The sequence below is a fragment of the Pseudomonas sp. Y39-6 genome, from assembly GCF_023651955.1.
GTDB classification, from domain to species: domain Bacteria; phylum Pseudomonadota; class Gammaproteobacteria; order Pseudomonadales; family Pseudomonadaceae; genus Aquipseudomonas; species Aquipseudomonas veronii.
This window is the reverse complement of the sequence record NZ_CP069594.1, coordinates 5,766,534-5,789,371: the sequence shown is the minus strand read 5'-3', so window position 1 is coordinate 5,789,371 and position 22,838 is coordinate 5,766,534. Positions and strand designations below refer to the sequence as shown.

18 protein-coding genes are annotated in these 22,838 nt (G+C 63.8%); 10 read left to right on the top strand and 8 right to left on the bottom strand.

The window, feature by feature from the left end; genetic code table 11:
- Positions 1-52 precede the first annotated feature (52 nt).
- The 4 genes from treC (at position 53) to JN756_RS26295 (ending at position 5,983) form a co-directional block, all read left to right on the top strand.
- On the top strand, positions 53-1,699 hold the full coding sequence (gene treC / locus JN756_RS26310; RefSeq protein ID WP_057004574.1) for an alpha,alpha-phosphotrehalase: 1,647 nt from the start codon (positions 53-55) through the stop codon (positions 1,697-1,699).
- Between the two features lie 111 nt (positions 1,700-1,810).
- Entirely contained in the window at positions 1,811-3,031 is a 1,221-nt protein-coding gene (locus JN756_RS26305) for a maltoporin (protein WP_026139927.1), read from the top strand.
- Positions 3,032-3,152: 121 nt separating this feature from the next.
- Positions 3,153-5,684 carry a phosphoenolpyruvate--protein phosphotransferase gene (gene ptsP / locus JN756_RS26300; RefSeq protein ID WP_201021489.1) on the top strand — a complete coding sequence of 844 codons (2,532 nt, stop codon included), beginning with the start codon at positions 3,153-3,155 and terminating at the stop codon, positions 5,682-5,684.
- A 2-nt stretch (positions 5,685-5,686) separates the two neighbouring features.
- The gene (locus tag JN756_RS26295; protein WP_017846155.1) at positions 5,687-5,983 is read left to right on the top strand and encodes a PTS sugar transporter subunit IIB; all 297 of its coding nucleotides are present in this window, start codon (positions 5,687-5,689) and stop codon (positions 5,981-5,983) included.
- 66 nt (positions 5,984-6,049) lie between these two features.
- Here JN756_RS26295 and mltF read toward each other — a convergent pair whose 3' ends face one another.
- On the bottom strand, positions 6,050-7,510 hold the full coding sequence (gene mltF, locus JN756_RS26290; protein WP_046382191.1) for a membrane-bound lytic murein transglycosylase MltF: 1,461 nt from the start codon (positions 7,508-7,510) through the stop codon (positions 6,050-6,052).
- A 286-nt stretch (positions 7,511-7,796) separates the two neighbouring features.
- Between mltF and purL the strand changes: the two genes are divergently transcribed.
- Together purL and JN756_RS26280 are read left to right on the top strand one after the other, a co-directional pair.
- The gene (gene purL / locus JN756_RS26285) at positions 7,797-11,693 is read left to right on the top strand and encodes a phosphoribosylformylglycinamidine synthase (RefSeq protein WP_017846153.1); all 3,897 of its coding nucleotides are present in this window, start codon (positions 7,797-7,799) and stop codon (positions 11,691-11,693) included.
- Positions 11,694-11,697: 4 nt separating this feature from the next.
- Positions 11,698-12,009 carry a YqfO family protein gene (locus tag JN756_RS26280; protein ID WP_017846152.1) on the top strand — a complete coding sequence of 104 codons (312 nt, stop codon included), beginning with the start codon at positions 11,698-11,700 and terminating at the stop codon, positions 12,007-12,009.
- A 181-nt stretch (positions 12,010-12,190) separates the two neighbouring features.
- Here the strand turns inward: JN756_RS26280 and nagE are convergent, their stop codons facing one another.
- The 7 genes from nagE to JN756_RS26245 all read right to left on the bottom strand — a co-directional run bounded on the left by nagE (position 12,191) and on the right by JN756_RS26245 (position 20,685).
- Entirely contained in the window at positions 12,191-13,882 is a 1,692-nt protein-coding gene (gene nagE / locus JN756_RS26275; protein WP_128191960.1) for an N-acetylglucosamine-specific PTS transporter subunit IIBC, read from the bottom strand.
- Between the two features lie 26 nt (positions 13,883-13,908).
- On the bottom strand, positions 13,909-16,419 hold the full coding sequence (gene ptsP, locus JN756_RS26270) for a phosphoenolpyruvate--protein phosphotransferase (protein ID WP_201021488.1): 2,511 nt from the start codon (positions 16,417-16,419) through the stop codon (positions 13,909-13,911).
- A gap of 36 nt (positions 16,420-16,455) precedes the next feature.
- Entirely contained in the window at positions 16,456-17,466 is a 1,011-nt protein-coding gene (locus JN756_RS26265) for an SIS domain-containing protein (RefSeq protein WP_390896561.1), read from the bottom strand.
- On the bottom strand, positions 17,459-18,565 hold the full coding sequence (gene nagA, locus JN756_RS26260; protein ID WP_017846148.1) for an N-acetylglucosamine-6-phosphate deacetylase: 1,107 nt from the start codon (positions 18,563-18,565) through the stop codon (positions 17,459-17,461). Before nagA ends, JN756_RS26265 begins: the two co-directional genes overlap by 8 nt.
- 36 nt (positions 18,566-18,601) lie before the next feature.
- Positions 18,602-19,333 carry a GntR family transcriptional regulator gene (locus JN756_RS26255; protein ID WP_017846147.1) on the bottom strand — a complete coding sequence of 244 codons (732 nt, stop codon included), beginning with the start codon at positions 19,331-19,333 and terminating at the stop codon, positions 18,602-18,604.
- A gap of 262 nt (positions 19,334-19,595) precedes the next feature.
- Entirely contained in the window at positions 19,596-20,099 is a 504-nt protein-coding gene (locus JN756_RS26250) for a L,D-transpeptidase family protein (protein WP_017846146.1), read from the bottom strand.
- Positions 20,100-20,136: 37 nt separating this feature from the next.
- Positions 20,137-20,685 carry an NUDIX hydrolase gene (locus JN756_RS26245; protein ID WP_017846145.1) on the bottom strand — a complete coding sequence of 183 codons (549 nt, stop codon included), beginning with the start codon at positions 20,683-20,685 and terminating at the stop codon, positions 20,137-20,139.
- Between the two features lie 146 nt (positions 20,686-20,831).
- Here JN756_RS26245 and JN756_RS26240 point away from each other — a divergent pair, with 146 nt between their 5' ends.
- From JN756_RS26240 to JN756_RS26225, 4 genes are all read left to right on the top strand, one after another.
- Positions 20,832-21,434: a CoA pyrophosphatase gene (locus tag JN756_RS26240; protein WP_017846144.1), complete on the top strand. Its 603-nt coding sequence runs from the start codon at positions 20,832-20,834 to the stop codon at positions 21,432-21,434.
- Positions 21,435-21,469: 35 nt separating this feature from the next.
- On the top strand, positions 21,470-21,994 hold the full coding sequence (locus JN756_RS26235) for a gamma carbonic anhydrase family protein (RefSeq protein ID WP_017846143.1): 525 nt from the start codon (positions 21,470-21,472) through the stop codon (positions 21,992-21,994).
- Complete coding sequence (locus JN756_RS26230; protein ID WP_017846142.1) at positions 21,991-22,206, top strand: DUF1289 domain-containing protein; 216 nt, start codon at positions 21,991-21,993, stop codon at positions 22,204-22,206. The genes JN756_RS26235 and JN756_RS26230 overlap by 4 nt, the downstream gene beginning before the upstream one ends.
- Before the next feature lie 162 nt (positions 22,207-22,368).
- Entirely contained in the window at positions 22,369-22,836 is a 468-nt protein-coding gene (locus JN756_RS26225; protein WP_201021487.1) for a VUT family protein, read from the top strand.
- The last annotated feature ends 2 nt before the right edge of the window (positions 22,837-22,838 follow it).

Genomic DNA, 22,838 nt, shown 5'->3' with positions numbered 1-22,838 from the left:
CTCCCGATGAGGCCCGAGCGGCGGGTACACAATTTTACTGAAGGAACCCACCATGCAAAACTGGCAACACTCGGTGATCTACCAGATCTACCCCAAAAGCTTTCACAGCCACGCGGGTAACGCCACCGGTGACCTGCTGGGTATCGTGGACAAACTCGACTACCTGCAATGGCTGGGCGTCGACTGCCTGTGGATCACCCCGTTCCTGCGCTCGCCGCAGCGCGACAACGGCTACGACATCAGCGACTACTACGCCATCGACCCGAGCTACGGGACCATGGCCGATTGCGACCAACTGATCAGCGAAGCGGCCAAGCGCGGCATCAAGTTGATGCTCGACATCGTGGTCAACCACACCTCCATCGAGCACGAGTGGTTCCAGCAGGCGCGCAGCAGCCTCGACAACCCGTACCGCGACTTTTACATCTGGCGCGACCAGCCGAACAACTGGGAATCCAAATTCGGCGGCTCGGCCTGGGAATACGAAGCGCAAACCGGCCAGTACTTCCTGCACCTGTTCGATCACACCCAGGCCGACCTGAATTGGGACAACCCCAAGGTGCGCGCCGAGGTGTTCAAGCTGATGCGTTTCTGGCGCGACAAAGGCGTCGGCGGTTTCCGCCTGGATGTGATCAACCTGATCTCCAAGCCCGCCGATTTCCCCGAGGACGCCAGCGACGGTCGGCGTTTCTACACCGACGGTCCGAACGTACACGCGTACCTGCAGGAAATGCACCGCGAAGTCTTCGCAGGCCATGACCTGATCAACGTCGGCGAGATGTCATCCACCAGCCTGGAACACTGCATCCGCTACTCGCGGCCGGAGTCCAAAGAACTGTCGATGACCTTCAACTTCCACCACCTGAAAGTCGACTACCCGAACCTGCAGAAGTGGGTGAAGGCCGACTTCGATTTCCTGCAGCTCAAGCAGATCTTTTCCGACTGGCAACTGGGCATGCAGGCCGGCGGCGGTTGGAACGCGCTGTTCTGGTGTAACCACGACCAGCCACGGGTGGTCTCGCGTTTTGGGGATGACGGTGAGCATCGTGTGGTCTCGGCCAAGATGCTCGCCACGGCGCTGCACTTCCTGCAGGGCACGCCGTATGTGTACCAGGGCGAGGAGTTGGGCATGACCAATCCGGGCTTCGACACGATCGAGCAGTACCGCGATGTCGAAACCCTCAACATCTACCGCCTCAAGCGCGATGCCGGTGAGTCCGAGGCGTCGAGCATGGCGGCGATCATGCAGAAGTCGCGGGACAACGGGCGCACGCCGATGCAGTGGAATGCCCGCCAGCATGCCGGTTTCAGCAGCGGCGAACCGTGGATCGGCATCCCGGCCAACGCGGCGCAGATCAACGTCGACAGCCAACGGGATGACCCGGATTCGGTGCTGCATCACTACCGCAGCCTGATCGCCCTGCGTCGCCAGGAACCGCTGATTCAAGACGGCGTTTACCGCGAACTGTTGCTGGGCCACCTCCAGGTCTGGGCCTACCTGCGCGAAGGCCATGGCGAGCGCCTGCTGGTGCTGAACAACTTCTACGGCAAACCCTGCGAAATCCAGCTGCCCGATCACGTCCTCAACGCCGCTACCCGACAACGCCTGCTGATCAGCAACTACCCCGATTGCCAGGTCAGCACGGGCCCGCTGCTGTTGCGGCCTTACGAATCCTTTGTGCTGCACCTCAAGGACTGACGGCTGGAACGTCGTTGCAACTGCCCCGCGCGACGCGAAGCAGAAGGTCAATTCCCGGTGTGGGAGCACCGGGCGCTTCACACAAACATAATAAAAATATCGGAGTACTTCATGAAAACAACAATAAAGCTGGGCCTCGTTGCATCGTGTCTGAGCTTGCCGTTCGGCGCTCAGGCCCTGGAGTTTGCCGGTTACTTGCGTAGCGGCGCGGGGACGTCGACCGGCAGTGGCAAGCAGCAATGCTTCCAACTGCCGGGCGCGCAATCCAAATACCGGTTGGGCAACGAATGCGAACAGTACGCCGAACTGGAACTGCGCCAGGACCTGCTGACCCTCGACGACGGCTCCGTGCTCAGCGTCGACGCCATGGCTTCGCTCTACAACAAGTACGACCGCGCGCTTAAATTCCAGGGCGAAGACAACGGCTCGGCGCGCATGCCGCAGATGTATGCACAGTGGTCCAACCTGCCCAGCCTCAACGGCGGCTCGCTGTGGGCGGGGCGGCGTTACTACAAGCGTAACGACATCCATATCTCCGATTTCTACTACTGGAACCAGAGCGCCACGGGCGGCGGCATCGAGGATGTGCTGATTGGCGACCTGAAATACAGCTACGCGCTTTCGCGCAAGGACAACCTGTACCAGAAGGAATACGCCACGCGTCACGACTTCAACGTGGCCGGCTTCAAGACCAACCCCGGCGGCGAGCTGGAACTGGGCTTGAGCTACATCGAAAAAGCCGGTGGGCGTGATGCCAACAGCGGTTGGGCGCTGACCGCGCAACATGTGCAAAAACCTTTCCTTGGCGGCAAGAACAAGTTCGCCCTGCAGTATGGCGAAGGTCCCGGCACCGGCCTTGGCTACACCGGCAATACGGCCCTGGATAACAGCAGCAAAAGCTACCGCGCCGTGGAGTTTTTCGACTGGCAGGTGACCCCGCGTTTCGGTGGGCAGATCGAGGCCGTGTACCAGAAAGACATTCGCCCCGGCAGCCAGGACCAGACCTGGATGTCCATCGGTGTGCGCCCGGCCTATGCCATCAGTGAGCAGTTCAAACTGGTCACCGAGCTTGGTCATGATCAGGTCGACGCCACCGGCGGTACGCGCAAACTGAGCAAATTCACCTTCGCCCCGACCTGGTCGCCCAAGGGCCCGGATTTCTGGGCGCGCCCGGAAGTGCGTCTGTACTACACCTATGCGAGCTGGAACGCAGCGGCCAAACGCGCGGCGAATGAGCTGGCGGCTGGGTCGGCGTTGTCTGACACCGGCGCCTACGGCACCGCGCGGCATGGCTCGAACGTCGGTGTGCAAGTCGAGTACTGGTGGAAGTGAATCTTCGGATGTAGACAGGCTTAAATGGGGGAGGGGCAAGCCCTTCCCACATTTGATCTTTGTCACCTCGGGATTTGTATCCACCCAATGATTTTTACAGAACAAAACAGCAGGTGAAGTCATGACCGCAACTCAACCCCTGGAATTGCTTGCGCCCTTGTCGGGCGTGCTGCTGGCACTGGACAAGGTCCCCGACCCGGTATTCTCCAGCCGTCTGATCGGCGACGGCCTGTGCATCGACCCGACCTCGCAGACCCTCTGCGCACCGTTGGCCGGGGTGATCAGCAATATCCAGGACACTGGCCATGCGGTGAGCATCACGGCTGACAATGGCGTCCAGGTGCTGCTGCATATCGGCCTGGACACCGTGAACCTGGCGGGCAAGGGGTTCAGCCGTTTGGTCGGGGAAGGCCAGCGGGTGGAGGCCGGGCAGCCGTTGATCGAGTTCGACGCCGACTACGTAGCGCTCAATGCCCGGAGCCTGTTGACCTTGATGCTGGTGGTCAGCGGCGAGCCGTTTGCGCTGCTGGCGTCGGACAGCGGCCCGGTCACACTGGGCCAGCCGCTGGTGCGCCTGTCGCCAGGCGAGGCGGCTGAAACCGAGGACGAAGAGGAGGGCGACGCACTGTTCTCCAAACCGTTGACGTTGCCCAATGCCAACGGTTTGCACGCGCGCCCGGCGGCGGTGTTTGCCCAGGCAGCGAAGGGGTTTGACGCCAGTATCTACCTGCACAAGCAAACCCAGAGCGCCAACGCCAAGTCGCTGGTGGCGATCATGGCACTGCAAACCGTGCAGGGCGACACCTTGCAGGTGAGCGCGGCGGGAGAGGATGCCGCCGCGGCGATCAAGGCGTTGGTGGCGCTGTTGGCCGAGGGGTGCGGCGAGAGCGTCGCGGCGCCGGTCGAGGACGTCGAACCGCGTGTGTCGCTGGCGTCCGCGAACGTGCTGCGGGGCGTGTGTGCGTCGCCGGGCTCGGCGTTTGGCCAGGTGGTCCAGGTGGCAGAGCCGGCGCTGAGCATTCCCGAAACGGGCGGCGGCGAAGCACTCGAACGCGCGGCGTTGGACCGTGGCCTGCACGCCGCTACCGAGGCCTTGCAGAGCTTGCAGGCCAAGGCGGTCGGCAGTGCCCAGGCGCAGATCTTCCGCGCCCATCAGGAACTGCTCGAAGACCCGACCCTGCTGGAGCAAGCCCACGACCTGCTGGTCGTCGGCAAAAGCGCCGCCTTTGCCTGGAACAGCGCCACGCTCGCCACCGCCCAACTGTTCCAGGGCCTGGGCAATGCCCTGCTCGCCGAACGTGCGGCGGACCTGGCCGACGTCGGCCAGCGCGTGCTGAAACTGATCCTCGGCATTCACGACCGCGCCTGGGAACTGCCCGAGCGCGCGATCCTGATCGCCGAGCAACTGACGCCGTCGCAGACCGCCAGCCTCGACACGCACAAGGTGCTTGGGTTCGTCACCGTCGGCGGCGGGGCGACCAGCCACGTCGCGATCCTCGCCCGGGCGCTGGGGCTGCCGGCGATTTGCGGGGTGCCGCCGCAGGTACTGGCGTTGGCCGACGGTCGGCAGGTGTTGCTGGACGCCGACAAGGGCGAGTTGCACCTGGACCCGGACCTGGCCGAGATCGAGCAATTGCAGGCCACCCACCGGGAGCAAATAGCGCGGCGCCAACGCGACGTCGCGCAGGCACGCCTGGCGGCCATCACCCGCGATGGTCATCACGTCGAAGTCACGGCCAACGTCGCGTCGCTTCAGGAGGTCGAGCAATCCCTGAGCCTGGGCGGCGAAGGCGTGGGGCTGCTGCGGTCAGAGTTTCTGTACCTGGACCGCCATCGCGCACCGAGCCCCGAGGAGCAAGCCGGCACCTACAACGCCATCGCCCGCGCCCTGGGCCCGGAGCGCAACCTGGTGGTACGCACGTTGGATGTCGGCGGCGATAAGCCGTTGGCCTATGTGCCGATGGATGCCGAGACCAACCCGTTCCTGGGCTTGCGCGGTATTCGTTTGTGTCTGGAGCGCCCCGAGTTGTTGCGCGAACAGTTCCGCGCGATCCTCGCGAGTGCCGGGTTGACGCGGCTGCACATCATGCTGCCGATGGTCAGCCTGCTCTCGGAGCTGCGCCTGGCGCGCACGATGCTTGAAGAGGAAGCGTTGGCGCTGGGGCTCGCCGAGCTGCCGAAGCTGGGCATCATGATCGAAGTGCCGTCCGCGGCCTTGATGGCGGACGTGTTCGCGCCCCATGTGGACTTTTTCTCCATCGGCACCAACGACCTGACCCAGTACACCCTGGCGATGGACCGCGATCACCCGCGCCTGGCCAGCCAGGCCGACAGCTTTCACCCGGCGGTGCTGCGTCTGATCGCCACCACCGTCAAGGCCGCCCATGCCCACGGCAAGTGGGTTGGCGTGTGCGGGGCGCTGGCGTCTGAAGCGTCGGCGGTGCCGGTGTTGATCGGGCTGGGGGTGGACGAGCTGTCGGTCAGCGTACCGCTGATCCCGACCATCAAGGCCACCGTGCGCGAGCTGGACCTGGCGGACTGCCAGATCATCGCCCATCAAGTGCTCGGCCTTGAAGAAGCCGCGCAGGTGCGCGAGGCCTTGCGCCTGTACCACGCGGCCACCGTTGAAACCTCACCTGTCGTGGAGCACTGAGCATGTTCGAGAAATTGCAGCGGGCGTTCTGGAAAGCCCTGACCCCGGACTTGATCGCCGAAACCGTCGCGGCGCCTGTGCCGGCGGCGGAGAACCTGTTGTCCGCCGATGTGCTGAATGCCCTTGGTGGCGCGGATAACCTCCAGTCGCAACAACGCGTGGCGCTGACGCGGGTGCGTGTGCAACTGCGGGATGCGGCGCGGGTGGATGCGGCGGCGTTAAAGGCAGCGGGAGTGTCGGGAGTGATGGTGCTGGCGGGTGGCGCGGTACATCTGCTCACCGGCCTCCAAGGCCAGTAGCGATTCAAATGTGGGAGGGGGCAAGCCCCCTCCCACATTGGGCGGTGGTGTTTGGGGGCTTCGGGTTTACAGCTGCGGGTTCTCTTCCGGCGGCTTGGTCTTGTTGACCCCTGGCACATGCAGGTTGCCTTCGACTACCTGGTTGCCTTCCAGCTGTGGCTGGGTCACCCAGGTGAGGATGTCGTAGTAGCGCCGGATGTTCGCCACGAAGTGTACCGGCTCGCCGCCCCGTGCATAGCCGTAGCGGGTCTTGCTGTACCACTGCTTCTGCGACAGGCGCGGCAGCATTTTCTTCACGTCCAGCCACTTGTTCGGGTTCAGGCCGTCCTTCTGCGCCAGCTTGCGTGCGTCGTCCAGATGCCCGGTGCCCACGTTGTAGGCGGCCAGGGCAAACCAGGTGCGGTCCGGCTCGGCGATATCGTCGTCCAGCTCGTCCTTGATCTTCGCCAGGTACTTGGCGCCGCCCATGATGCTTTGCTTGGCGTCCAGGCGGTTGGACACGCCCATCGCCTGGGCGGTGTTCTGGGTCAGCATCATCAGGCCGCGCACGCCGGTCTTGGAGGTGACCGCCGGTTGCCAGAGTGATTCCTGATAGCCGATGGCGGCCAACAGGCGCCAGTCGACCTTTTCTTCCTTGGCGAAGGTCTTGAAGTGTTTCTCGTACTTGGGCAGGCGCTGCTGCAAGTGCTGGGCGAAGGTGTAGGCGCCCATGTAGCCGAGTACATCGACGTGCCCGTAATAGCGATCTTTCAGGCGCTGCAAGGTGCCGTTCTTGCCGACCTTGTCCAGGTAGCTGTTGACCTCGTTGAGCAGGCTGTTGTCTTCGCCGGCGGCCACGGCCCAGCTTTGGTTGCTGGCATCGCCGAGGTCGAACGCCACGCGCACGTTGGGAAAGTAAACCTGGTTCATCGCCACTTCGTTGGAGTCCACCAGGGTCAGGTCGATCTGGCCCTCGTCGACCATGCGCAGCAGGTCGACCACTTCAACGGCGTCGGATTCTTCGTATTCGATCGCAGGGTTCTGCTTTTTAAGCTCGGCCAGTTGTTCGGCGTGGGTGCTGCCCTTGAGCACGATGATCTTCTTGCCCGCCAGGTCTGCCGCGTTGGTGGGGCGCGACTGGCCGTTGCGGTAGATGATCTGCGGGGTGACTTCCAGGTAAGGGTGGGAAAAGCGCACCTGCTGCTTGCGTCGCTCGCTGCTGACCAAGCCGGCGGCGGCGAGGACCGGGCCGTTGGGTTTGCCCAACTGGCCGAACAGGTCGTCGAGGTTGTCGGCGGTCTCGATTTCCAGCTTCACCCCCAGGTCGTCGGCAAAGCGCTTGACCAGTTCGTATTCGAAACCGGTTTCACCGTTGCGGTCCTGGAAATACGTGGCCGGGCTGTTCCGGGTAATCACCCGCAATACGCCATCCTCCTTGATTCGCTCGAGCGTGCTGGGTTTATCAACACAGGCGCTGAGCATCAGGAAGAGTCCGGTGGCGATGAGCCATTTGGCGCATCGCGGGCGCAAAGCAGTTGGGGAGAACATCTGCGCAGTATACGCAAACGGCCCACGGCGCCATATCTCGACAGCGGGGGACTTGTCTGCTAGCCGCCTTGAAACTGTGCTGCAGCCCGCAGAAACGTGGCTTGGAGAGCGATTGTGACGGTTAAAATAACTGTGCCCGCCGCCCCGGATAACGCCCCGGCACCGTGCAAACCCAGCCAACTGACGTTCGGCAGCGGCCAGCGTTAGTGTTTCGGGTGCCGTTGACGACGGTTTACGTTAGAATGCACGGCCTCAAAGCACACCCCTTCCCGAGGCTGTCCCGAAGATGTTGATCCTGCGCGGCGCTCCTGCCCTTTCTGCCTTTCGCCACAGCAAACTCCTTGAGCAACTGAGCCAGAAGGTTCCAGCTGTTACAGGCCTGTATGCTGAATTTGCTCATTTCGCCGACGTGACCGGCGTCTTGACCGCCGACGAACAGCAAGTGCTGGCACGCCTTCTGAAGTACGGCCCAAGCGTTCCCGTTCAAGAGCCGACTGGCCGCTTGTTCCTGGTTCTGCCGCGGTTCGGCACCATCTCGCCCTGGTCGAGCAAGGCCAGCGATATCGCCCGCAACTGCGGCCTGGAAAAAATCCAGCGCCTGGAACGCGGTATTGCCTTCTATGTCGCGGGCCAGTTCAGCGAGGCCGAAGCCGAGCTGATCGCCGGCAGCCTGCACGACCGCATGACCCAGATCATCGTCAGCCAGCTGGAACAGGCCGGTGCTCTGTTCAGCCACGCCGAGCCCAAGCCGCTGACCGCGATTGACGTGCTCGGCGGTGGCCGCGCCGCCCTCGCGAAGGCCAACACCGAGCTGGGCCTGGCCCTGGCCGAAGACGAGATCGATTATCTGGTCAACGCCTTCAACGGCTTGAAGCGCAACCCGCACGACATCGAACTGATGATGTTCGCCCAGGCCAACTCCGAGCACTGCCGTCACAAGATCTTCAACGCCAGTTGGGACATTGACGGCGAAAGCCAGGAAAAAAGCCTGTTCGGCATGATCAAGAACACCTACGTGATGCACAGCGAAGGCGTTCTGTCGGCTTATAAGGACAACGCTTCGGTCATCGTCGGCAGCGTCGCCGGCCGTTTCTTCCCGGACCCTGAAACCCGCCAGTACGGCGCGGTGCAGGAGCCGGTACACATCCTGATGAAAGTCGAGACCCACAACCACCCGACCGCAATTGCCCCGTTCCCGGGCGCAGCCACCGGTTCCGGCGGCGAGATCCGCGACGAAGGTGCCACCGGCCGTGGCGCCAAGCCCAAGGCCGGGCTGACCGGTTTTACCGTGTCCAACCTGCAGATCCCGGGCTTCGAACAGCCGTGGGAAGTGCCCTACGGCAAGCCGGAGCGCATCGTCACCGCGCTGGACATCATGATCGAAGGCCCTCTGGGCGGCGCCGCGTTCAACAACGAATTCGGCCGTCCGGCGCTGACTGGTTATTTCCGTACCTTCGAACAGTCCATCACCACCCCGCGTGGCGACGAAGTGCGCGGTTACCACAAGCCGATCATGTTGGCCGGCGGCATGGGCAACATCCGTGAAGAACACGTCAAGAAAGGCGAGATCCTGGTCGGCTCCAAGCTGATCGTGCTCGGCGGCCCGGCGATGCTGATCGGCCTGGGCGGCGGCGCGGCTTCCTCCATGGCCACCGGCACCAGCTCGGCAGACCTGGACTTCGCTTCGGTACAGCGCGAAAACCCAGAGATGGAGCGTCGCTGCCAGGAAGTCATCGACCGTTGCTGGCAGTTGGGTGACAAGAACCCGATCAGCTTCATCCACGACGTCGGCGCCGGCGGTTTGTCCAACGCCTTCCCGGAACTGGTCAACGATGGCGAGCGTGGCGGCCGTTTCGAACTGCGCAACATTCCAAACGACGAGCCGGGCATGGCCCCGCACGAAATCTGGAGCAACGAGTCCCAGGAACGCTACGTCCTGGCCGTCGGTCCTGAAGACTTCGCGCGCTTCCAGGCCATCTGCGAACGCGAGCGTTGCCCGTTTGCCGTGGTCGGCGAAGCCACTGCCGAGCCGCAACTGACGGTCACCGACAGCCACTTCGGCAACAGCCCGGTGGACATGCCGCTCGAAGTGCTGCTGGGCAAAGCCCCGCGCATGCACCGCTCGGCGGTACGTGAAACCGAGCTGGGCGATGACTTCGACCCAAGCACACTGGAATTGGCCGACAGCATCGAACGCGTGCTGCACCACCCGGCGGTCGCGAGCAAAAGCTTCCTGATCACCATCGGCGACCGCACCATCACCGGCCTGGTTGCCCGTGACCAAATGGTCGGCCCATGGCAAGTGCCGGTGGCCGACGTTGCCGTCACTGCCACCAGCTTCGACGTCTACACCGGTGAAGCCATGGCCATGGGCGAACGCACGCCGCTGGCCCTGTTGGACGCTCCGGCGTCGGGCCGCATGGCCATTGGTGAAACCCTCACCAACATCGCCGCGTCCCGTATCGGCAAGCTGTCCGACATCAAATTGTCGGCCAACTGGATGTCCGCTGCCGGTCACCCCGGCGAAGACGCGCGCCTGTACGACACCGTCAAGGCTGTCGGCATGGAGCTGTGCCCTGAACTGGGGATCACCATTCCGGTGGGCAAGGACTCCATGTCCATGGCCACCCGCTGGAACGACGAAGGCGTGGACAAGAGCGTCACCTCGCCGCTGTCGTTGATCGTCACCGGTTTCGCGCCGGTCACCGACATCCGCCAGACCCTGACCCCGCAACTGCGCATGGACAAGGGCACCACCGATCTGATCCTGATCGACCTGGGCCGTGGCCAGAACCGCATGGGCGCCTCGATCCTCGCGCAAACCCATGGCAAGCTCGGCAAACACGCGCCGGACGTCGATGACGCCGAAGACCTGAAAGCCTTCTTCGCCGTGATCCAGGGCCTCAACGCCGACGGCCACCTGCTGGCCTACCACGACCGGTCCGACGGTGGTCTGTTGACCAGCGTGGTCGAGATGGCCTTCGCCGGTCACTGCGGCTTGAACCTGGTGCTCGACAGCGTTGCCGAGGACGCCTCTGAACTCAACGGCATCCTGTTCAACGAAGAGCTGGGTGCGGTGATCCAGGTGCGCCAGGACGCGACGCCAAACGTATTGGCACAGTTCAGCGCCGCCGGCCTGGGCGATTGCGTGGCCGTGATCGGCCAGCCGATCAACAACGGTCAGATCGACATCGTCTTCAACGGCGACACCGTGTTCGAAGGCCAGCGCCGTCTGCTGCAGCGCCAGTGGGCCGAGACCAGCTACCAGATCCAGCGCCTGCGCGATAACGCCGACTGCGCCGAGCAGGAATTCGACGTGATCCTGGAAGAAGACAACCCGGGCCTGAGCACCAAGCTCAGCTTCGACGTCAACCAGGACATCGCCGCGCCGTACATCAAGAAAGGCATTCGCCCACAGGTTGCCGTACTGCGCGAGCAGGGCGTCAACGGCCAGGTGGAAATGGCGGCCGCGTTCGACCGCGCCGGCTTCAATGCGATCGACGTACACATGAGCGACATCCTCGCCGGTCGCGTCGACCTCAACGAGTTCAAAGGCCTGGTGGCCTGCGGCGGTTTCTCCTACGGCGACGTGCTGGGTGCCGGTGAAGGCTGGGCCAAGTCGGCCCTGTTCAACAGCCGTGCCCGCGACGCGTTCCAGGGCTTCTTCGAACGCAACGACAGCTTCACCCTGGGTGTGTGCAACGGTTGCCAGATGATGTCCAACCTCCACGAACTGATCCCGGGCAGCGAGTTCTGGCCGCACTTCGTGCGTAACCGTTCCGAGCAGTTCGAAGCCCGTGTCGCCATGGTGCAGGTGCAGGAGTCCAACTCGATCTTCCTGCAAGGCATGGCCGGTTCGCGTATGCCAATCGCCATCGCCCACGGTGAAGGCCATGCCGAGTTCGCCAGCGAAGAAGCCTTGCTCGAAGCCGATGTATCCGGTTGCGTCGCCATGCGTTTCGTCGACAACCACGGCAAGGTCACCGAAAGCTACCCGGCCAACCCGAACGGCTCACCGCGCGGGATCACCGGCCTCACCAGCCGCGACGGTCGCGTCACCATCATGATGCCGCACCCGGAGCGTGTATTCCGCGCCGTGCAGAACTCGTGGCGCCCGGAAGAGTGGAACGAAGACGGCGCGTGGATGCGGATGTTCCGCAACGCGCGCGTGTGGGTGAACTAAGGCGGTGTACAAGCTCAGCTTCTTCGTGCCCGGCAGCCATGTGGAGGCGGTGAAGGCCGCCGTCTTCGCAGCCGGCGGCGGGCGCATCGGCGACTACGACAGCTGCGCCTGGCAAGTGCTGGGCCAGGGCCAATTCCGTGCGTTGGACGGCAGCCAGCCGTTTCTCGGGCAAGTCGGCCAGGTTGAAGTGGTTGAAGAGTGGAAGGTTGAGCTGGTGGTGGCGGATGAGCTGATCGTGGCTGTTGTGGCTGCGTTGAAGCTGAGCCATCCCTATGAGACACCGGCGTATGAGGTGTGGCGGTTGGCGGATTTCTGATTCGTTGATTGCATGAACGAGAAACCCGCTGGGCCAGTTTGGTCAGCGGGTTTTTTGTTGGCTGTAAGGACCTCATCGCGGGCAAGCCCGCTCCCACATTTACCCGCATTCCAGCGTTGGAACTCGGTCAAATGTGGGAGGGGGCTTGCCCGCGATGAGGCCAGAACAACCACTACCTCTCTTAAACCCTGGCGCCGACCTCATGGCCGCTGACCAGTCGCTCCAATACCTCACTCAAGCCCGAGGCCTTGTCACCAATCAGCAGGTGCCAAACACCGCTATCAAGTTGGCTGATGCCTTGGCAACCAAGCGCCGTCAGTTGAGCCTCGGACACCACCGAATCATCCCCCAACTCCACCCGCAACCGGGTCATCGCCACCGCTTCCAGCTGGCGCACATTCCCCCGGCCGCCCAATGCGCTCAGCCATTGCTCGGCTTCCTGCACATTGACCGCGACCGGTTTATCCACCGGCGCGCCCGCCACAAACGCTGGCATCGCCAGGCGAATCTCATCGGCAATGCTGTCGGCCATCGGCCCGACCACCACCTGCAAACTGCCGCCGTTGCCCGGCCGCACCACGGCCATCGCGCCGAGGGCTTTCAACTGTGCATCCACCGCTTTGTTGCGGTCGACCATGTCCAGGCGCAGGCGCGTGGTGCAAGCCCCCACGCTGAGCAGGTTGTCCGCCCCTCCCAGCGCGTGGATGTAAGCCGTGGCGCGCTGGTTATCGCTCATCGCTTCGGCCTGCGCCACCGGGATATCTTCGCGGCCCGGTGTCTTCAGGTTGAAGCGGCGGATGCAGTAGCTGAACACGCTGTAGTAAATCGCCGCATAAGCCAGGCCGACCGGTACGACCAGCCAACCGTTGGTGGACTTGCCCCAGCCCAGCACCATGTCGATAAAGCCGCCGGAGAAAGTAAACCCGAGGTGGATATCCAGCAGGTTGGTGACCGCCATCGACAGCCCGGTCAGCAGCGCATGCAGCAGGTACAGGAACGGCGCGAGGAACATGAAGGCGAATTCGATCGGCTCGGTCACGCCGGTCAGGAACGAGGTCAGCGCCATCGACAGGAAAATCCCGCCCATCACTTTGCGTCGTTCCGGCAGGGCATTGCGGTACATCGCCAGGCACGCGGCGGGCAGGCCGAACAGCATCACCGGGAACATGCCGGTCATGAACTGGCCACCTTTCGGGTCGCCAGCGAAGTAGCGGGTCAGGTCGCCGGTCACCACCGCGCCGGTCACCGGGTCGGTAAAGCTGCCGAACACGAACCACGCCATGTTGTTGAGGATATGGTGCAGGCCGGTGACGATCAGCAGGCGGTTGAACACGCCAAACACGAAGGCCCCCAGGCTGCCGCTTTCCATCAGCAACACGCCGAAGCTGTTGATGCCGTGCTGGATCGGCGGCCAGATCAGGCCAAAGATCACGCCCAGGCCGACCGCGCTGAACCCGGTGACAATCGGCACGAATCGCCGCCCGCCGAAGAACGCCAGGTACTCCGGCAGCTTGATGTCCTTGAAGCGGTTATACAGCCCGCCCGCCATCAGGCCGCTGGCGATCCCGGCGAGCATGCCCATGTTGATGGTCGAGTCCATCACCTTGAGCGTCGAGATCATCACCAGGTAACCGATGGCCCCGGCCAAACCGGCCGTGCCGTTATTGTCGCGGGCAAAGCCCACGGCGATGCCGATGGCGAAGATCAGCGCAAGGTTGGCGAAGATCGCCTGCCCGGCGTCGTGCATCACCGCGATGTTGAGCAGGTCGGTGTCGCCCAGGCGCAGCAGCAGGCCGGCGATCGGCAGGATCGCGATCGGCAGCATCAGCGCACGGCCCAGGCGTTGCAGGCCTTCGATAAGGTGTTGGTACATGGCGTGTCTCCCTTTTCTTGTTGTTGTCAGCTCAGCGGCCAGTGGTGTTGACAGGCTTGGCGTACCGCCTTGGCGCTGCTCAGGTCGAGCAGGCCCAGGCTCAGTTGCCGGCATTGCGCCGCGTCCAGGTGGCGGACGCGGTCCTTGATTTCGCCGATCTGCGGCGGGCTGACCGACAGCTCGCTGACCCCCAGCCCGACCAACACCGGCGTCGCCAGCGGGTCGGACGCCAAGGCGCCGCACACGCCGACCCAACGCCCGTGTTTGGCCGCGCCCGTGCAGGTCTGGGCGATCAGCCGCAGCAGCGCCGGGTGCAGCGCATCGACCCGCGCGGCGAGGCCGGCGTGGTCGCGGTCCATGGCCAGGGTGTACTGGGACAGGTCATTGGTGCCGATGGACAGGAAGTCGGCATGCCTGGCCAGTTGTTCGGCCATCAGCGCGGCGGCGGGCACTTCGATCATCACCCCCAGTTCCGGGCGTTGGGTCAGTTGCAGCTCGACGCACAGTTCATCCAGGCGTTGGCGGATCTGCAGCAGTTCGTCGACTTCGCTGACCATCGGCAGCAGGATGCGGCAGCGTGCCAGCGGGCTGACTTGCAGCAGTGCGCGCAGTTGCTGGTCGAGCACGTCGGGGCGCACCTGGGCCAGGCGAATGCCGCGCAGGCCCAGCACCGGGTTGGCCTCGACCGGCAGCGGCAGGTAGTCGAGCTGTTTGTCGCCGCCCACGTCGATGGTGCGGATGATCACCGACTTGTCGCCCATCGCATCCAGCACGGCTTGATAGGCCTGACGCTGTTCCTGTTCATCCGGCGCGGTGCGGCGGTCGACGAAGAGGAACTCGGTGCGCAGCAGGCCGATGCCATCGGCGCCGTTTTCAAACGCCACCTGGGCCTCGGCGCTGGAGGCGACATTGGCGGCGACTTCGATGGTCATGCCATCGCGGGTGTTCGCTGGCAGTCGGGCCTGGGTCTGTTGTTCCTGGCGACGCAGGTTCTGTGTTTCGCGAATCCGCTCGACTTCGGCGTGGCGCGTCGCGCTCGGTGTCAGCTCCAGGCGACCGTTGGCCGCGTCGAGCACCACGCGTTGGCCTTGGGGCACATCGAGCACTTCGGCGCCCAATGCCACCACGCACGGCAAGCCTTTCCCGCGGGCCAGGATCGCGACATGGGAGGTGGCGCCGCCCTCGGCCATGCAAAGGCCGGCGGCGTGTTGCGCGCTCAGTTGGAGCAGGTCCGACGGCGTCAGCTCGTGGGCGCTGACAATCGCCCCGGCAGGCAACTCGACGTGCCACGCTTCGCCGAGCAGCACGCGCAGCACCCGTTGTTGCAGGTCGCGCAGGTCGTTGGAGCGCTCGGCCAGCAACGGCTTGCCCAGGCCCAGCAACACCGCGCATTGCGCCTGGATCGCATCGCGCCAGGCGTGGGTCGCGGCGCTGCCGTGCTCGATGGCGCGGGTGGCGGTGTCCAGCAGGGCGGGGTCTTCCAGCAAGGCGAGGTGGGCGGCGAAGATGTCTTCTTCTTCGGCATTTCGGCGTTGGCGGGCGAGGTCCAGGGTGGTGCGGATTTCGCCGCGCACTTGCTCAAGGGCCGCGTCCAGCCGTTGCAACTGTTCGTCGGCGCAGTGGTTGCCGGTATCGGCCGGCAACTCGATCGTGCTCAGGCGGAACAGCGGCCCGCACACCAGGCCCGGTGCCGCACAAACACCTTGCAACACACCGACCTCGGTATTCGCGCGGCGTGGAGCGGCCGCCATCGGCGTGTGAGGTTCTTCGCCGATGGCGACAGACAGCGCGGCGACCAGCGCCTGTAACGCCGCCGCACAATCCTTGCCGCGACAGGTGACACACACCTCATCGCCCTCACCGATGCCCAGCCCCATCAGGCCGATCAAGCTGTCGCACGCCGCCGACTTGCCGGCGAAATGCAACTGCGTCTGGCTGCTGAACGCTTGTGCGGTCTTGCGGATCAATGCCGCCGGACGCGCATGCAAGCCGCCGCGATGGGTGATCCGCACGTTGGCGCTGGCTTGCGCGACGGAGTTATCCACAGCGGTTTGCAGCGCGGCGCCGGAACGCAGCGCCACGCGCGCCAGCGCTTCACCGTGTTTGACTGAGCGCAGCGGCAGCGGTGTCAGTTCGAAGCGCTCGCTGTTGGTGAGAATGATCAGGCTGACCAGGCTTTTGCACTGGCGCGCAATCCGGTCCAGATCGAACTGTATCAGCGCCTGGCCCTTGCTCACCTGCGCACCGTTCTTCACCAGCAGGGCGAACCCTTCGCCGTTCAACTCTACGGTGTCGATGCCCACATGCATCAACAGCTCGGCGCCGTTCTGCGCGCGAAGCGTCAGCGCATGCCCGGTGCGCGCGACATGGATGATCTCGCCGTCGCACGGTGCGTACAGGCTATCGTTCAGCGGATCGATGGCCAGGCCGTCACCCATGGCGCCGCTGGCGAATACTTCGTCGGGGACGTTGCCCAGGGCCAGCACCGGCCCGCTGAGGGGGGCGCCGAGGGTCAATGCATTATTGTTGTTGGACATGGGCACGGTACTCATCAGGAAATCGCGGCACGCCACTCAGTGGGTGCGGGTCACTTTGCTCAGGTGGCGCGGCTGGTCCGGGTTCATGCCACGGGCGAGCGCCAGGCCGGCGGCCATGACATAGAAACTTTGGATGGCCAGGATCGGGTCCAGGCTCGGGTGTTCGGCGCGGCTCAGCGGCAGGTCGCGTTCGGCGATATCGTCCGGCGCGGCCAGCAACACGCGGGCGCCGCGTTGGCGCATATCGGCGGCCAGGCTCAACAGGCCGGCTTGCTCGGCACCGCGTGGGGCGAATATCAGCAGCGGGTAGTTGTCGTCGATCAAGGCCATCGGCCCATGACGCACCTCGGCGCTGCTGAAGGCTTCGGCCTGGATCGCCGAGGTTTCCTTGAGCTTGAGCGCGGCTTCCTGGGCGATGGCAAAACCGGCGCCTCGGCCGATGACCATCAACTGCTGGCAGTCGCGCAGGGCGTCGATGGCGTTCGTCCAATCCTGTTTGGCCGCCTCGCGCAGGCCATCGGGCAACGCACGGCAGGCGTGCAGCAGGTCGGTTTCCTGGTTCCAGTGGCCGACCAACAGCGCGCTGGCGCTGAGGGTCGCGATAAAGCTCTTGGTCGCGGCCACGCTGAGTTCTGGCCCGGCGCACAGCGGCACGTGGAATTCGCAGGCGGCTTCCAGGGGCGAGTCTTCGGCATTCACCAGCGAGATGCTCAAGGCGCCGCGTTGGCGCAGCAGGCGCAGGCTGTCGACCAGGTCCGGGCTCTGGCCCGACTGAGAGAAGCCGAATGCGACCTGGCCGCTGACCTTCAACGGCGCGTGCAGCAGGGTCACCACCGACATCGGCAACGACGCCACCGGAATGCCCACGTGCTGCATGGCCAGGTAGGCGAAGTAGCTCGCGGCGTGGTCGGAACTGCCGCGAGCGACAGTCATCGCCACGTGCGGCGGCTGACGGCGCAGGTGCTCGGCGATGTCTTGCAGGCGCGGGGCCAGGCGTTGCAGCTGCGCCGCGACCGCGTCGCTGGAGGCGAGGGCCTCTTCAAGCATTTTTGAAGACAATGGTTTCTCCTTCGACCATGACGTCGGTGAGGTGCAGGGAGCGGTCCAGGCGCACGCAGTCGGCAAAGCTGCCGGGTTGCAGGCGGCCGCGTTGTTCCAGGCCCAGGTAGTCCGCCGGAAATTGCGACAGGCGTTGTGAGGCTTCGCTGATGGGCAGGCCGATCTTCACCAGGTTGCGCAGCGCCTGATCCATGGTCAGGGTGCTGCCAGCCAGGGTGCCGTCGGCCAGGCGCACGCCGCCCAGGCATTTGGTCACGGTGTGGCTGCCCAGCTTGTATTCGCCGTCGGGCATGCCGGCGGCGGCGGTGGAATCGGTGACGCAGTACAGGCACGGGATCGCGCGCAGGGCCACGCGCATGGCGCCGGGGTGTACGTGGAGCAAATCCGGGATCAATTCCGCGTACTGCGCGTGGGCCAGCGCCGCGCCGACGATGCCGGGCTCACGGTGATGCAGCGGGCTCATGGCGTTATACAAATGCGTGAAGCTGGTGGCGCCGGCGGCGAGGGCGGCGACGCCTTCTTCATAGCTGCCCAGGGTGTGGCCGATCTGCATACGCACGCCGCGTGTACTGAGGGCGCGGATCAGGCGGTCATGCCCGGCGATTTCCGGGGCGATGGTGATCACCCGGATCGGCGCCAGGCGCAGGTAGGCTTCCACTTCTTCCATCAATGCGGTGTGGGCGAAGTTGGGTTGCGCGCCGAGTTTGCCCGGATTGATGTAGGGCCCTTCCAGGTGTACGCCGAGGACCCGGGCGCTGCCGCTCGGGCGTTGCGCGCAGAAGCTGCCGAGCTGGCCGAGCACGCTGGAGATTTCATCCACCGGCGCGGTCATGGTGGTGGCCAGCAGCGACGTGGTGCCAAAGCGCACGTGGGTGCGGGTGATGGTTTCGAAGGCGTCGGCACCTTCCATGATGTCTTTGCCGCCACCGCCGTGGACGTGCAGGTCGATAAAACCCGGCAGCAGGTAGGGCAGATCGTTGTCGGCCGGGTCGCAAGGTGCGCCTTCAATGGCGATCACCTTGCCGTGTTCATGCACCAGGCGGCCGCGAATCCAGCCATGGGGTGTGAGGATATTGTCTTCGGACATGGGCAGTTCTCTAAGGCCGCAGTGCGCGGCAAAGGCCTATCGACGCAGCTCGGCGACAAAGTCGTAGTAGTCGTTGCGGCAGTAGGTGTCGGTGATTTCGATCGGTGTGTTGTCGGCGGTGTAGCCGACACGGGTCATCAACAGCATGGCGGTGCCGGGGGCGATGCCGACCAGCGCGGCGAACTCGTCCGAGGCATTGATCGCCTGGATATGCTGCAGGGCGCGCACGATGGGTTTGCCGATGCCTTCGAGGTACTCGTAGAGGGACTGGCCGATGGCTTGCGGGTGCGGCAGCACCGCGGCGGGCATGGTGGTCATTTCGATGGCCATCACCGTGTCGTCCGCCTTGCGCAGACGCTTGAGCCGCGCCACTTTGTCGGTCGGCGACAGGCCCAGGCGGATCAGCTCTTCGTGGGTCGGCGCGCTGATGTCGCGTTCCAGCCACTGGGAGCTGGGCACAAACCCCTTGAGTCGCAGCATCTCGCTGAAGCCCGACAGGCGCGACAGCGGTTGTTCCAGGCGTGGCGTGATAAAGGTGCCGGAGCCTTGGCTGCGACGGATCAGGCCTTGGGCAAACAAGACTTCCAGCGCCTTGCGGGCGGTGACGCGCGAGATGCTCAACTGCTCGCTGAGGGCGCGTTCCGACGGCAGGGCCTGTTCGGATTTCCATTGGCCGGCGTGGATCGCCGCTTCCAGGTTGCGGGCCAGTTGCAGGTACAGCGGCGTGGATTGCTTGTCGTCGGGACGCAGCGTCAGGATGGGGTTCATCTGTCAGGTTTCCGATGCGGTTATTAGTGTGTTGTCGCCCGGTATTGGCCGGAAACTAATACCACTTAAATACCATGTCAATGCTGCCAAAACGCTTCGGCTCCTGGTTTCAGGGCGCATTAACGGTGTCTGGTATCAAGTGGTATTAGAGAGGTCTTTAAGGCGCGCAGAGCTGCGCAGCCTGCGGGGTGAATTGGTATTCACCGGCAGGCGCTGTCGAGGGCAGGAAACTTTTTTTAGTTAATTGACCGAGGGGCGAAGGTTACGGGCGGATCTCGACCAGGGTGCCGTCCTTGACCAGGTTCCAGACTTCGCGCATGTCGACGTTACGCATGCCGATGCAGCCGTCGGTCCAGTCCAGGGTGTGAAACCACTGCTCCGGGTACTCCGCGGTGTCGGGCGTGCCGTGGATCATGATCATGCTGCCGGGGTTCACGCCTTGGCGGCGGGCACGGGCCGAATCGCTGATATTGGGGTAGGAGATGTGCATGGACAGGTTGTAGCGGTCGCTGGTTTTGCGCCAGTCGATCCAATACAAGCCTTCCGGCGTGCGACGGTCGCCCTCGATCAGCTTGGTGCCCTTGGGGTTTTTGCCCAGGGAGATACGGTAGGTCTTGAGGGGTTTGCCGTCGTTGATCAGTTGCAACTGATGGGCGGACTTGAGGACCAGAATTTTCTCGACCGTTTTGCCGCCCAGGGTTTCCAGGGTGGTGGCTGAGGACAACGTGGCGAACGACAGGCAGAGCAAAGCAAGCAACCAACGCATTAAAACGATTTCCCTTGGACGACGATCTGCCGGTTTGTTATTGGGCGGGCTGGGACAGCGGCGGCACAGCTTCGTTGCGCACCGGGAACGACCGTAGGCGACGGTCGGCGAAGAAGTATTCTAAGGTACGCCCGACTGTGCGGAAAGCCAGCTCGGACCAAGGGATATCGGCCTCGTCGAACAGTCGCACTTCCAGGCTTTCGGGGCCAGCGGCGAAGTTCAGGTCAATCAGCTCGGCGCGGTAGAACACATGCACCTGGCTGATATGCGGCACGTCGATCAGGGTGTAGAGGCTCAGGTTGCGTACATGGGCGCAGGCTTCTTCCATGGTCTCGCGCATGGCGGCCTGTTCCACGGTCTCGCCGTTCTCCATGAAACCGGCGGGCAGGGTCCAGTAACCCAGGCGGGGCTCGATGGCGCGGCGACACAACAACACTTGATCGCCCCACACCGGCACGGTGCCGGCGACGATATTGGGGTTCTGGTAGTGAATGGTATGACAGTGATCGCATACAAAACGCAGGCGTGCGTCGCCTTCGGGAATGCGTTGGGTGACCGGTTTACCGCACTGGCTGCAGAAATTCATGCTGGGGTTCCTGGAAAGTCTGCCTATCTTGGCGTGGGCGGCAGGGCCCTGCAAGTTGTCGTTTCGCGACAGCCCTTCGGTTTTGGGGTTGGGCGCCCGCGCGCTTTGGTGCATGATGCAAAGTAGCCAACAGACCGAGATGACTCATGCTGGACGAGCTACTTCGCCGGGTAAGCAATCACACACCGCAACGGCTTGAGACCGACGGGCGTTTCCCCGAGGCCGCCGTGCTGGTGCCGATTACCCGCAGTGACGAACCTGAGCTGATCCTGACCCTGCGCGCCAGCGGCCTGTCGACCCATGGTGGCGAAGTGGCCTTTCCCGGCGGGCGTCGCGACCCCGAAGACCCGGACCTGATCTTCACCGCCCTGCGCGAAGCCGAAGAAGAAATCGGCCTGCCGCCTGGCCTGGTCGAGGTAATCGGCCCGTTGAGCCCGCTGATTTCCCTGCATGGCATTCGGGTCACGCCCTACGTTGGCGTCATCCCGGACTACGTCGACTACCTGGCCAACGACGCCGAAATCGCCGCCGTCTTCAGCGTGCCCCTGGAGTTTTTCCGCCAGGACCCGCGCGAACATACGCACCGCATCGATTACCAGGGCCGCAGTTGGTACGTGCCGAGCTATCGGTTCGGCGAATACAAGATCTGGGGGCTGACGGCAATCATGATCGTCGAGCTGATCAATTTGCTCTATGACGATGCCAACATCAGCCTGCACCAGCCGCCCAAGAGCTTCATCCATCTATAAGCCATCGTTTAAATGGCCAGTCGTGAGGACATATCATGAAATACCGCCTGGGCGACGCCCGCGTTGAGACGCACCCACACAGCTGGGTGGCGCCGAATGCCACGCTGGTGGGCAAGGTCAAGCTGGAGGAGGGCGCCAATGTCTGGTTCAACGCGGTGTTGCGTGGCGACAACGAACTGATCCTGATCGGCAAGAACAGCAATGTGCAGGACGGCAGCGTGATGCACACCGACATGGGTTACCCGCTGACCCTGGGCACCGGCGTGACCATCGGCCATAACGCCATGCTGCATGGCTGCACCGTCGGCGACTACAGCCTGATCGGCATCAACGCGGTGATCCTCAACGGCGCGAAGATCGGCAAGCACTGCATCATCGGCGCCAATTCGCTGATCGGCGAAGGTAAGGAGATTCCCGATGGCTCGCTGGTCATGGGCTCGCCGGGAAAAGTCGTGCGCGAATTGACTGACGCGCAGAAGAAGATGCTCGAGGCCAGCGCTGCGCACTATGTGCATAACGCCCAGCGTTATGCGCGGGATCTGGTCGAGCAGGAAGAATGAAGCCGCCAGAACGCCCCGTCGCCTCGCCGTGCGTGAGCATTTGCGCGCTGGATGACGACGACATTTGCACCGGCTGCCAGCGTACCGTGGAAGAAATCACGCGTTGGAGCCGCATGGACAACGCCGAGCGTCGGGTGGTGTTGGGGTTGTGTCATGAGCGGGCGCTGGCGGGTGGGTTGGTGTTTATGGCGTCCGGTAAATCCGCTGGCTGAACCATCGCTATCGGGGGCAAGCCCCCTCCCACATTCGACCGCGTTTAATCTGTAGGAACGCGGTCAAAATGTGGGAGGGGGCTTGCCCCCGATGGCGCCATCCCAGACGACATCCCTGTAATTGTGTACCCTGTGCGGCATTACCCACAGGTCCATCCCCCCATGCTCTTCCTGATCGCCTACATCAGCAGCGTCGTGCTGATCAACTTCGCCTTCTCCACCGCGCCGCGCCTGGATGTGATCTGGTCCGCCTGGGGCGGCCTGGTGTTTATCCTGCGCGACATGGTGCAAACCCGCTTCGGCCACGGCGCGATTCTTGCCATGCTGGCGGCGCTGGCGCTGTCGTATATCACCTCCGACCCGTCCATCGCGCTGGCCAGCGCCACTGCGTTCGCGGTGTCCGAGTGCATTGACTGGCTGGTGTTCAGCATCACCAAGCGCCCGCTCCACGATCGCCTGTGGATAAGTTCGGCGCTGAGCATTCCCCTCGATACCTTTATCTTTTTCGGCTTGATCGGTGCGCTTACGCCTGCCGTGGTGGGCACCGCGCTGGCGTCGAAATTCGCCGGGGTCACGGCGGTCTGGCTGATCATGGCCTGGCGTATCCGCAAACGTGCCGTCGCCAACTGAAG

Bases quoted from the DNA above. Each gene is read 5' to 3' on its own strand.
- treC (WP_057004574.1), top strand. From the start codon at position 53: ATGCAAAACTGGCAACACTCGGTGATCTACCAGATCTACCCCAAAAGC.
- JN756_RS26305 (WP_026139927.1), top strand. From the start codon at position 1,811: ATGAAAACAACAATAAAGCTGGGCCTCGTTGCATCGTGTCTGAGCTTG.
- ptsP (WP_201021489.1), top strand. From the start codon at position 3,153: ATGACCGCAACTCAACCCCTGGAATTGCTTGCGCCCTTGTCGGGCGTG.
- JN756_RS26295 (WP_017846155.1), top strand. From the start codon at position 5,687: ATGTTCGAGAAATTGCAGCGGGCGTTCTGGAAAGCCCTGACCCCGGAC.
- mltF (WP_046382191.1), bottom strand. From the start codon at position 7,510: ATGTTCTCCCCAACTGCTTTGCGCCCGCGATGCGCCAAATGGCTCATC.
- purL (WP_017846153.1), top strand. From the start codon at position 7,797: ATGTTGATCCTGCGCGGCGCTCCTGCCCTTTCTGCCTTTCGCCACAGC.
- nagE (WP_128191960.1), bottom strand. From the start codon at position 13,882: ATGTACCAACACCTTATCGAAGGCCTGCAACGCCTGGGCCGTGCGCTG.
- ptsP (WP_201021488.1), bottom strand. From the start codon at position 16,419: ATGTCCAACAACAATAATGCATTGACCCTCGGCGCCCCCCTCAGCGGG.
- JN756_RS26265 (WP_390896561.1), bottom strand. From the start codon at position 17,466: ATGCTTGAAGAGGCCCTCGCCTCCAGCGACGCGGTCGCGGCGCAGCTG.
- nagA (WP_017846148.1), bottom strand. From the start codon at position 18,565: ATGTCCGAAGACAATATCCTCACACCCCATGGCTGGATTCGCGGCCGC.
- JN756_RS26255 (WP_017846147.1), bottom strand. From the start codon at position 19,333: ATGAACCCCATCCTGACGCTGCGTCCCGACGACAAGCAATCCACGCCG.
- JN756_RS26250 (WP_017846146.1), bottom strand. From the start codon at position 20,099: ATGCGTTGGTTGCTTGCTTTGCTCTGCCTGTCGTTCGCCACGTTGTCC.
- JN756_RS26245 (WP_017846145.1), bottom strand. From the start codon at position 20,685: ATGAATTTCTGCAGCCAGTGCGGTAAACCGGTCACCCAACGCATTCCC.
- JN756_RS26240 (WP_017846144.1), top strand. From the start codon at position 20,832: ATGCTGGACGAGCTACTTCGCCGGGTAAGCAATCACACACCGCAACGG.
- JN756_RS26235 (WP_017846143.1), top strand. From the start codon at position 21,470: ATGAAATACCGCCTGGGCGACGCCCGCGTTGAGACGCACCCACACAGC.
- JN756_RS26230 (WP_017846142.1), top strand. From the start codon at position 21,991: ATGAAGCCGCCAGAACGCCCCGTCGCCTCGCCGTGCGTGAGCATTTGC.
- JN756_RS26225 (WP_201021487.1), top strand. From the start codon at position 22,369: ATGCTCTTCCTGATCGCCTACATCAGCAGCGTCGTGCTGATCAACTTC.